Genomic DNA, 10,665 nt, shown 5'->3' on the forward strand with positions numbered 1-10,665 from the left:
TGCGCCCATATCGATTTTTGTTTTCTGCAACCTGTCAAGCTATTCGCTTGGGGTTTCTCTAGTATAAAAACGGATTACTGCCGTGATCCCTACTTTGAACCACGACTGCAAATACAATCCCATGGGCTGCGCCCATATCGATTTTTGTTTTCTGCAACCTGTCAAGCTATTCGCTTGGGGTTCCTGAAAACAAAAATCCCGATGAGAAACTCATCGGGATTGTGCTTGATGTGGGCAATGAGGGATTCGAACCCCCGACCCCCTCGGTGTAAACGAGGTGCTCTGAACCAACTGAGCTAATTGCCCCTCTTGTTAGCGGTTGCAAATATAAGTTAGTTTTTAATTCCCGCAAATTAATAATGGGAAAAAAATAAAAATTGACATCAATTTATTTCGCTGCTTCCAACAAGTCTTATAAAGTTACGTTAAACCTCTGTGTCTCCCCTCTTCTATTGTTTTATTTTGCAGTACCCAAAGGACATACATGCAGGTCAAAAAAAAATTAAAAAAGCCACTACGCTATCTTTTATACGGGATAGGCATCATCATGCTGTTAGTGAGTCTGTTTGTAACTACCGTCTATTTTGGAGGATGGGGCCCTATTCCGTCTTCTAAGGAATTGCAAGAACTATCCCAATACAAAGCTTCTGAAGTATATGATGTCAATAATGAATTACTCGGGAAATTCTACCTCGCAGACCGCCAACCCATCACGATCGATCAAATTCCTCAACATACTATAGATGCATTAATTGCCACCGAAGATGTGCGCTATTACGAGCATTCCGGTGTGGATACGAGAAGTTTCTTGAGAGTCTTTTTCAAGACCATTCTATTGCAGGATGCCAGCAGCGGGGGCGGTAGTACCCTTACCCAACAACTTGCAAAAAATTTATTCAGTAGAAAAGACTATGGGTTTTTAACACTTCCCGTCGTAAAGACCAAAGAAATTATCATTGCCCGACGATTGGAACGGTTGTACGATAAACAAGCAATCTTAGCGCTATACTTCAATACGGTACCCTTTAGCGGAAATACCTACGGCATTGAGAGTGCGGCCTTAAAATTCTTCAACAAGCACACGAAGGATCTCACTGTTTCTGAAGCGGCCACGCTCATAGGAACCTTAAAAGCGAGTGCTACCTACGATCCGCGAAATCATCCCAAACGAAGTCTGTCCAGACGAAACACAGTGCTTTCTCAAATGAAAAAATACGATTATTTGAGCGAAGCAGCATACAAAAATGCTGTATCAGATTCCCTAAAACTCAATTATGGTACGTACGATGAGGAACGGGGTATCGCCACCTATTTCAGAGAAGAAGTACGAAACCGTTTGCTGAAATGGATCGAAGAGCAATCTACATACGGCACAAAGATCAATTTGTATACCAGCGGACTAAAAATCTACACTACACTTGATAAAACCTTGCAACTATACGCTGAAGATGCTGTCTCAACACACATGACGCAACTTCAAGATAGTTTTGAAAAGGAGTATGGTAATGCAGCTCCTTGGCTTACTAACAAAAAAATCGTTACGGATGCCATTCAAAGATCCTTTCACTACAAGCGGTTAAACCATCAAGGATATGCCCAAAACGCAATCATGGATTCCTTAAACAAACCAAGAAAAATGTGGTGGCCCGGGATCCCTAGGGATTCAACCGTTATGGCGAGCACAATAGACAGCATTCAACACAGTCTGAAATTTTTGAATACAGGAATGCTTACACTGGATCCTGTTTCAGGAGCTATTCGCACTTGGGTAGGTGGTGTCGATTTTGAAAAATATAAGTTCGATCATATTAGCAAGAGCAAACGCCAAGTTGGATCTACTTTCAAGCCTATCGTGTATGTTACAGCGCTTGAACAGGGTGTCGTTCCTTGCGATTACTTTTCGGCTCAGGAAGTGGTCTATGAAAATATGGAGGGTTGGTCTCCGTCTAATTCGGGTAATGTGGACGAAAAGTACATGAATTATAACATGACGGCTGCATTAAGTAAATCGATCAATACAGTTTCGGTTAAGATTCTAGAAAAGGCCGGTATTGAAAACACCATCAAATTAGCTTCCACCTTAGGCATCACAGCTAAGCTACCGGAGGTGCCCTCGTTAGCACTGGGTACAGCAGAAATATCCTTACTTGAAATGGCGGGTGCCTATACGGCTTTTGTCCATAAAGGCATTCCTACTCGCCCTTACTATCTTCGGAAAATAGAAGACAGCCAAGGCAAGGTCCTTGCCCAATTCGAACCGGAGGAACATGCAAAACCTGTCTTCTCAGAAACGAACCGACAGCTTATGATCTCTATGATGCAAGCTGTAGCGACTTCCGGAACAGCCCGGCGCCTAAAAAGCACCTATGGGTTACCTAATGATATTGCCGCAAAGACAGGAACAACACAATCGAACAAAGACGCATGGTTTGTAGCCCTTACACCAAATCTCGTGGCTGTTACATGGGTGGGTCACGATGATCATCGCATTGGCTTTAAGTCCACTGCTACAGGACAAGGAGCTAATGCTGCCTTACCTATCGTGGCGAAATTCTTTCAGAAGGTAAATAAAGACTCGACCTACAACGATATCTCAAGGGCACGATTCCAGGCTCCTTCACCTGTCGCACGACAATTACTAGATTGCCCACCCACTAAACGAGACGGATTCTTAAAGCGGCTGTTCACCAATCCGGATAAGAAGAAAAAGAAGCGGTTCAAGACCAAAAATTAGTTACACTACCTCGGCGACGATAAAGGTGCTTCCTCCAATAAAAATAAGATCTTCGGGTCTTGCATTGTCTAATGCTGCCTGATGGGCTTCCTTTACACTCGTATAGGCCGTTCCACGCAGTGCGAATTTTTTCGCGGCTTCTTCTAAGGTCTTTGATGGCATACCTCTGGGTACATTAGGCGTGCAAAAATAGTAAGAGGCCGTCTTGGGAAAAAGCGGAAGTATACTGTCGAGATCCTTATCGTTCACAACTCCAAACACTATATGCAGATCTTGAAACTTCTCCTTCATTAACTGCTTCATAACCAGACTAATACCGTCTTTGTTATGAGCTGTGTCACAAATGATCATTGGCCGTATCCCCAACAACTGCCATCTTCCCATTAAACCGGTATTCTTAACCACTTTACTCAGCCCTTTTGTGATGTCCTCTTCGGAAATGTTCCATCCCTGTTTTTGAAGAATCCTCAGCACAGCGTTTACCGTTTGCTTATTCTTCTGTTGATAGATCCCGGTTAGATCTGAAGCATAGTCATGATATGCGATGTCACCCGCAAAGACTATAGGGGCACCCCTCTCTTGAGCCACCTTCTGGAATACAGTTGCGGTTGCTTCGTGCCGCTCACCAATCACCACAGGTATTCCCTTTTTTATGATGCCGGCTTTCTCTTTTGCGATCTCCGGCAAGGTCGATCCTAAAAATTGCGTGTGGTCCAAGCCAATATTGGTGATTACTGCGAGTTCAGGTTGGATGATGTTGGTGCTGTCCAAACGTCCCCCCATTCCTACTTCTATTACCGCAATATCTACCTGTTCACTTCGGAAATGATCAAAGGCCAGTCCTACTGTCATTTCAAAAAAAGAAAGGCTGTGTGACTCAAAAAAAGGTTTGTGTCGCTTGACAAAGGAAACCACTTTCCGTTTCGGGATCATGGTACCGTTGATCTTGATGCGTTCGCGAAAGTCCTTGAGGTGTGGGGAGGTGTAAAGGCCTACCTTATAACCGGCTTCCTGCAAGACCGAAGCGAGCATGTGAGATGTGGAGCCTTTACCGTTGGTTCCGGCCACATGTATGCTCTTAAAGGAGTTTTCAGGGTGTTTTAAGTACTGGGCAAGTTGCAGGGTATTATCCAGATTGGCCTTATACGCCGAATGTCCCACGCGTTGGTACATGGGAAGTTGTTCGAACAACCACGCTATGGTCTTGTTATAGTTAATAGGAGCAGGGTTTTGAGCCCTAAATTTACTCAGAAAGTTTGAATCGATAGATGATCTTCCCTATCTGTTTTGCAGGCGCTTTATCGTCGGCGTTGAATTTGGTGGCAAGGGCCGCTCTCTTGGCGGGCTCAAGCAAACAGCGCGAATTATTGGTGGTACCTCTCACACCGGGTGTTGCACTAATCACTCTTCCGTTGCGATCTACTTCTATACTCACTACCACGATACCTGCTTCGTTACATTCCTGCACAAATTTTTCTTTGTTGAGCGCTTTTCGGCCACCCAAAAGGTAATTCCCGTCTCCGTCCAGCCCTTTTCCGGTGCCGTAATAACTACTTGCATTTGGGTCTCCGTTGGGGTCTCCCTTGTCTCCGGCTGTGGTGTCATTTCCTTCTCCGCCTTTTGCCGTACCCTCACTTTTGGGGCCGTTAATGAGACTGGAAAGCGCATCGCTGGTAGACTTATCGGGTTTTGGATCCGGCTTTTTGGGAGGTTCCTTTTTAGGTTCGATCTTTTTTGGGGTTTCCTTTTGCTCCTTCTTGGTTTCTTCTTTCTTGATCACGGGGGCGTCCTCGGTATCTTGAGTAACGACTTCTTCCTTGATCTCCGACTTTGGCTGAGAAACAGGTTCCGGTTCTGATTGTTTAGGCGCTGAATTGATCGCTTCGGTAGGTTGTATGTTCCCACTACCTTCATCGGTTGTACCAAAATTAACTGCAATTCCTTGTTCCAATGGAGGATCTAAGTAGGTCATCCCTACATAAAAAAGCAGTAAGAGGATGATCAGGTGAAGAACCACCGTGATCGTCATGCTCTTTCTTTTATGTTTGGTATCTAAAAGGCTCAAGATTTCAAGTTTTGATCGTTGAAGTAATTACATTTATTATGCCATTTTTCCTGCCGAGGACCGCGTTAAGGATTGAACTAGGCTACCGTGTAGCAGCGAAAGCCTGCCTTTGCCGTCAGGCAGGCCTGACCCCGTCTTCGGCGGGGTAACGCCCTAATTGGGACGAACGGCGAGCACAACCTTAAAATTATTCTTATTGGCAATATCCATAACGAAGACGGCATCTTCGATAGGTACGCCCTCTTCGGCGCGAAGAATGATAGTAGGCTCCTCCTGTCCTGCCAGTGCGTTCTTCAATTCGGTCTCGATAGTATATTCGGAAACACGTTCTTTATTAACGTAATACGCTCCGTCTTTTGTGATGCTCACAGACGCTTTTTGCACGTTGGAACTTTTCCCTTTTGCTTTAGGAAGGATAAGATCCAATGCGTCCGGAGTCACTGCCGGAGACGTGAGTAGGAAGAACACCAACAACAGGAAAACGATGTCTGTCATTGAGCTCATACTGAACTCGGCGCTTACTTTATTTCTCCCTCGTAGATTCATTAGGCAGGTTCGTTTAACAAGTCTAAGAAATCAACAGCGTTCGCTTCCATTTGGTGAACTACCTTATCGGTTCGCACAACGATATGGTTGTACCCCATATAAGCAATGATCCCTACTATAAGACCTGCCACAGTGGTGGTCATGGCCGTATAGATCCCTTCGGCGAGTGTTCCCATCTCTGCTTGTCCGCTACTGGTCGCCAATTGATGGAACGCCAGTACCATACCGATTACGGTTCCTAGGAACCCGATCATGGGTGCAGCACCGGCGATGGTCGCCAAAATACTTACATTCTTTTCAAGTTTGTAGACCTCCAGGCGTCCGGCGTTTTCAATAGCCGTATTGATATCCTCCAACGGACTTCCAATACGCGAGATCCCTTTTTCGGTAAGACGAGAAACAGGACTGTTTTGCTGTGCACAAAGCACTTTTGCCGCCTGAATATTTCCAGAAGCAACATTATCCCGTATCTGGTTCATAAAGTTACTGTCCATTTTAGAGGCCGCCTTAATGGCAAACAGCCGTTCAAAATAGATATATACTGCAACAAACAGCAGGATAAAAAGCACCCCAATAATGATCTGACCTCCCAGGCCTCCATTCATAAGGAGTTCCATGATGGATAAGGTCTTTTCGGTTACTTCAGGTTCCAATTCTTGTAATGCGGGGTCCACACCCTCCTGAATAAAGAAGTTTAGCATAGCTGGTTTTTAATTTAATTGAATAACGTGATATGATTCCAGAAATTGTTAAGCGTGGTGAAATATCACCCGCTCGAACAGCAAGAATACCCCAGCACCGGCAATAAATCCTATAAAGGCCAGCCACGCTATTTTTTTGAGATACCAGATAAAATCGATTCTTTCCATACCCATAGCGGCAACCCCTGCGGCAGAACCAATAATAAGCATACTTCCTCCGGTTCCTGCTGAGTAGGCAATAAAATGCCATAAAACCGAATCGGTTGGAGATTCATACATTCCCATAGAGGCGGCTACCAACGGTACATTGTCGATAATGGCGGATAGGATACCCAAAAGTATCACGACCACATCCTGATTGGGAATGGCTGCTTGCAACACTTCGGCTAGATAACGCAAGGTCCCTACCTCTTCACCATTCACCACGCCGTATACCAAGCTTTCCAATCCGGCTACAGCCAAAAGAATCCCCAAGAAAAACAGTATGCTCGAGATCTCGATTCGTGAAAGTGCTTTGTGTGCCGAATAGAGATGTCTGCGTTCTTTGCTGAAATCCTCTTCCGGGTGTATGTATTCTGAAACTAACCAAACAACCCCTAAGGCTAACATCATTCCTATGTAAGGCGGTAAGTGTGTAAGCGTTTTAAAGATCGGTACTGAAACAATCATTCCGAGTCCTAAGAAAAGCATTGTCCTACTGCTTAACAACTTTCCTGCTTCTTCGTCCTCCGGAGTATCGTCTACTTCAATATATCCTTTGAAGGGCTTTAAGTAGCTGGCAATCCAGAAGGGCAACACAAAACATACGATGGAAGGCAGTACAACAAACTCAATAAGTCCGGCAGCGGTTACCTTATTGGCGATCCACAACATGGTGGTAGTTACATCCCCAATAGGTGACCACGCACCTCCCGCATTCGCAGCGATCACTACCATGGCCGCGTACCAAATACGGTCTTCCTTAACGTGAATAAGTTTACGAAGCAAGGTGACCAATACGATGGTTGCGGTAAGGTTATCGATGATAGCCGATAGAATAAAAGCTAAGACCCCTATGATCCACAGGAGTTTACGTTTGCTTTTTGTTTTCACGGCAGATTTTAATACCTCAAAACCGCGGTGTAAGTCAATGATCTCGACGATGGTCATCGCACCGATCAAAAAGATAAGAATCTCTGCCGTCTTCCCCAGATGGTGGAGCAAGGTGCCGTTAAAACCTTCGGCGGCCACTTCACCGCCGCTCAAGAAATTAAAGGCTTCTTCTTCGGTGTTGATAACATCGAACCATCCACTGTGAAAGCCAATGGCGAGCACTGCCCAAATAAGGGCAGCCATAATAAGAGCCGGTACTGTTTTGTCGAGTTTTAAAGGGTGCTCCAACGTAATGGAGAGATAGCCAATGACAAAAATTAAAATGATGATTGATTCCATAGCGTGTGAGATTGTGGCGTGCCACGTTCTAAATTAGTTGATTCAAAGCAATTTCAAAAGCTGTTTTGCTGATGTTTGTTTTTGTACTGTTATTATCGAATGTATTCTGAATGGCATTTTTGATCGTCATTGAGGTATCATTAAAAATAGCCTCATCGGTCATTTGAACTTTGCGTTCCATGAAATATGCGAAGACACGTGCCATTCCGCAATTACTGATAAAATCCGGGATAAGACTTACTCGCTCATCGGTAAATTCCATAATGGGACCGAAGAAGATCTCTTTATCTGCAAAAGGCACATTTGCACCACAGCTAATAACTTCCAAACCGGATTCGATCATGGCAGCGATCTGTTCTTTGGTAATTAATCGGGAGGCAGCACACGGAGCGAATATCTCGCACTCCAGGGTCCACACTTTCTCATTGATCTCGTTGAACGGGATCATGTTGTTGGTCTTGAGCGTGTTACCGTCCTTTTGCAAGAACAATTGTTTTATCTCCTCAAAAGTAAAACCTTCCTTGTTAATAATACCCCCGGCACGGTCAATGATGCCCACCACTTTGGCACCCATTTGAGCCAAATAATAGGCTGCCGCAGCACCCACATTTCCGAAGCCTTGAACCACTGCACGTTTTCCTTCCACATTTCCTCCGTAAATATCATAATAATGGCGCACCGCTTCGGCAACACCATAGCCTGTGATCATGTCGGCAACTGTATATTTTCTTGAAATATCCGGCGAGTAATTTACGTTTTCCAACACTTTGATCACCCCTTGGCGCAATTGCCCAATTCGGTTGATCTTATCTGCTTCGGTTGGGGAAAAGTGTCCGTTGAAAACACCTTCCTGAGGATGCCAGACACCGCTGTCTTCGGTAATGGGTATCACTTCATGAATTTCATCCACATTCAAGTCTCCTCCGGTTCCGTAATAGGCTTTCAGTAAAGGAGAAACCGCTTTATACCAGCGTTCCAGAACCCCTTTCTTACGAGGGTCATGCGGATCGAAATTAATACCCGATTTTGCTCCGCCAATAGCCGGCCCGGATACCGTGAATTTCACCTCCATAGTTTTGGCGAGCGAAAGCACTTCGTTCATATCCAGTCCTTCACGCATGCGTGTTCCTCCTCCGGCAGCACCTCCGCGAAGTGAATTTATAACGGTCCAGCCTTCGGCTTCGGTTTCTGGGTCATTCCAATGAAAAACAATTTCGGGTTCCTTATTCTCGTACTTAGTAAGTAGCTCCTTCATTCAATGGGTAAGTTAAGAGGCAAATATAAAAAAATGCAATAGGCTTTGTATTATTTTTGGTTTATTTTAAACCAAGGAAGTGAATTATTTACGCGTAGCTGAATCGATACGTTCCCACAGTTTGTCGGTGGTTAATTTAAAACTGCCCAAATGTTTAAAATTACATTCGGAAGGTGCAATAATGGAGAGAAAAGGCTCTTCCCCTTTATTGGCATACAGATGGTATGGCTCTCCAACCACAGGCTCAAAACTGAATTTTGCGCGATAGATCAAATTGTTGTATTCAAACTGGTCCATCATCTCTTGATAGCTTGCTTTAATAGTCTCGAACTGTGTCTTGAAATGATGGTTCACCTTTTTCACGTTCGCGTTCTTCCAAGTGGTAACGTCTTCCATTGCTATCGCAGGAGCTCCCACATTGGTCGCATAGGGTTTGATTCTTGCCTCGTACGAATTGGTCTCCTCATTAAAGACAACCTGATCGGGTTTTTTCGATTTTTCCTTTTCCATCTTTATTTAAATATACTACCGGAAGAGTGATCCTTTGCTGCTCCCGTAACGCTGGCAAGACAATTCGCCTCATTTCTAAGCCGCAATACTCCCAAAAGTCCAAAAATAATAGCTTCTTTAAACTCAACAAGCGTATTTTCAGGAATCTTAACATTTAAAGTTACGTGCGCCATCAACCTTTCAATCAAAAATTGATTGTATGCTCCTCCTCCCGTAACAAGAACCGTACTTTTTTCTGAAAACTGAGCCGCAAGTTGCATGGCTATATGTTCGGTCATGGTTCGCAAGATGGTCCTCGAAGTTGCTCCTGAAGCTTCCAAAACAGGGAATATGTGCTGTTTTACCCATTCCAATCCTAAAGATTTTGGAGCCGATCGTTTGTAGAATTCAAGCGCATTAAGTTTCTTGAGTAGTTCAAGGTCCAATGTTCCTGAAGCAGCCAATTGACCTCCGGCATCGTACGCCTGCCCTTCCCTCTCGGCATATCGGTTAAGAACAATGTTCACGGGACAGATGTCGTAGGCAGTGCGTTCAGCCTCACGCTCACAGGAGACATTCGCAAAGCCCCCCAGGTTCAAGCAATAGTCGTAGTGAGAAAAGAGCAATCGGTCACCTACCGGAACCAACGGTGCTCCTTGTCCGCCCAAAGCAACATCTTGTACCCTGAAATCACATACAACGGTCTGCTGTAAATTTCGTGCCAATACCGGGAGATTACCAATTTGTAAGGTAAGTCCTTGTTCCGGTTGATGCAGCACAGTGTGGCCGTGACTACAAACCGCATCCAGACCTGTGAGGTCGTGCTTTTTGATAAAGTGATTTATAACTTCTGAAAGGTGCCTTGTATAGTCCTCATTCAACTGAAGCAATTGCGCTTCGGTATACCCAACAGCCTCTTGCAAGGGTTGCTTCCAAATTTCAGGATAGGGGATCGTTTCAGCAAGCCCCAAGGCGTACTGCCAACTGCCGCCTTTATTCAGAATAAAAGATACGTCCACAAGATCAATCCCATCCAATGATGTACCGCTCATGACCCCTACTACGTGATATTGCTCCTTTATCAATCCGGAAATTTTATAATCAAAAGTACCATACAAAACTGATAATTACACATCGTAGGTAATGAAAAATAGCCTCCATGGGACATTTGCCTTTAAATTGGTATTTATCATTTGAGTTTTCCTTTTTTAAAGGTATCTTTGCAGCTCTTTTTTATAAATAGATAACTCGTTTAGTACTATGGATTTCAGTCTTTCCGAAGAACATTTAATGATTCGCGACGCGGCTCGTGATTTTGCAAAAACCGAATTATTGCCCGGCGTGATCGAGCGTGATACGCATCAAAAATTTCCGCATGAACAGGTAAAGAAAATGGGGGAATTAGGATTTTTGGGAATGATGGTAGATCCAAAATACGGCGGCG

The 10,665-nt window shown here is 44.5% G+C and carries 10 protein-coding genes and 1 tRNA gene; 2 read left to right on the forward strand and 9 right to left on the reverse strand.

Annotated features, from left to right (window positions below):
• Positions 1-231 precede the first annotated feature (231 nt).
• Positions 232-306, reverse strand: a tRNA-Val gene (locus AACZ11_RS12595).
• Between the two features lie 178 nt (positions 307-484).
• Between AACZ11_RS12595 and AACZ11_RS12600 the strand changes: the two genes are divergently transcribed.
• Positions 485-2,734 carry a transglycosylase domain-containing protein gene (locus AACZ11_RS12600; protein WP_290624786.1) on the forward strand — a complete coding sequence of 750 codons (2,250 nt, stop codon included), beginning with the start codon at positions 485-487 and terminating at the stop codon, positions 2,732-2,734.
• Here AACZ11_RS12600 and AACZ11_RS12605 read toward each other — a convergent pair whose 3' ends face one another.
• The 8 genes from AACZ11_RS12605 to AACZ11_RS12640 all read right to left on the reverse strand — a co-directional run bounded on the left by AACZ11_RS12605 (position 2,735) and on the right by AACZ11_RS12640 (position 10,306).
• Entirely contained in the window at positions 2,735-3,952 is a 1,218-nt protein-coding gene (locus tag AACZ11_RS12605) for a folylpolyglutamate synthase/dihydrofolate synthase family protein (protein WP_290624790.1), read from the reverse strand.
• Positions 3,953-3,977: 25 nt separating this feature from the next.
• Positions 3,978-4,799, reverse strand: coding sequence for an energy transducer TonB (locus tag AACZ11_RS12610; RefSeq protein WP_290624785.1), 822 nt, complete (start codon positions 4,797-4,799; stop codon positions 3,978-3,980).
• Between the two features lie 153 nt (positions 4,800-4,952).
• Complete coding sequence (locus tag AACZ11_RS12615; RefSeq protein ID WP_290624784.1) at positions 4,953-5,345, reverse strand: biopolymer transporter ExbD; 393 nt, start codon at positions 5,343-5,345, stop codon at positions 4,953-4,955.
• Positions 5,345-6,046, reverse strand: coding sequence for a MotA/TolQ/ExbB proton channel family protein (locus AACZ11_RS12620; protein ID WP_290624783.1), 702 nt, complete (start codon positions 6,044-6,046; stop codon positions 5,345-5,347). The genes AACZ11_RS12615 and AACZ11_RS12620 overlap by 1 nt, the downstream gene beginning before the upstream one ends.
• A gap of 48 nt (positions 6,047-6,094) precedes the next feature.
• Complete coding sequence (gene nhaD, locus AACZ11_RS12625) at positions 6,095-7,477, reverse strand: sodium:proton antiporter NhaD (protein ID WP_290624782.1); 1,383 nt, start codon at positions 7,475-7,477, stop codon at positions 6,095-6,097.
• Between the two features lie 28 nt (positions 7,478-7,505).
• Complete coding sequence (locus AACZ11_RS12630; RefSeq protein WP_290624781.1) at positions 7,506-8,732, reverse strand: Glu/Leu/Phe/Val dehydrogenase dimerization domain-containing protein; 1,227 nt, start codon at positions 8,730-8,732, stop codon at positions 7,506-7,508.
• Between the two features lie 84 nt (positions 8,733-8,816).
• Positions 8,817-9,242: a DUF2452 domain-containing protein gene (locus AACZ11_RS12635; RefSeq protein ID WP_290624780.1), complete on the reverse strand. Its 426-nt coding sequence runs from the start codon at positions 9,240-9,242 to the stop codon at positions 8,817-8,819.
• 2 nt (positions 9,243-9,244) lie between these two features.
• Complete coding sequence (locus tag AACZ11_RS12640; RefSeq protein ID WP_290624779.1) at positions 9,245-10,306, reverse strand: anhydro-N-acetylmuramic acid kinase; 1,062 nt, start codon at positions 10,304-10,306, stop codon at positions 9,245-9,247.
• 175 nt (positions 10,307-10,481) lie between these two features.
• On the opposite strand from AACZ11_RS12640, the gene AACZ11_RS12645 reads away from it, so the two are divergent.
• Positions 10,482-10,665 (forward strand): acyl-CoA dehydrogenase family protein (locus AACZ11_RS12645; protein ID WP_339832674.1); only part of this gene is annotated, 184 nt, incomplete at its 3' end.

Source organism: uncultured Altibacter sp., assembly GCF_963972995.1.
Lineage (GTDB): Bacteria > Bacteroidota > Bacteroidia > Flavobacteriales > Flavobacteriaceae > Altibacter.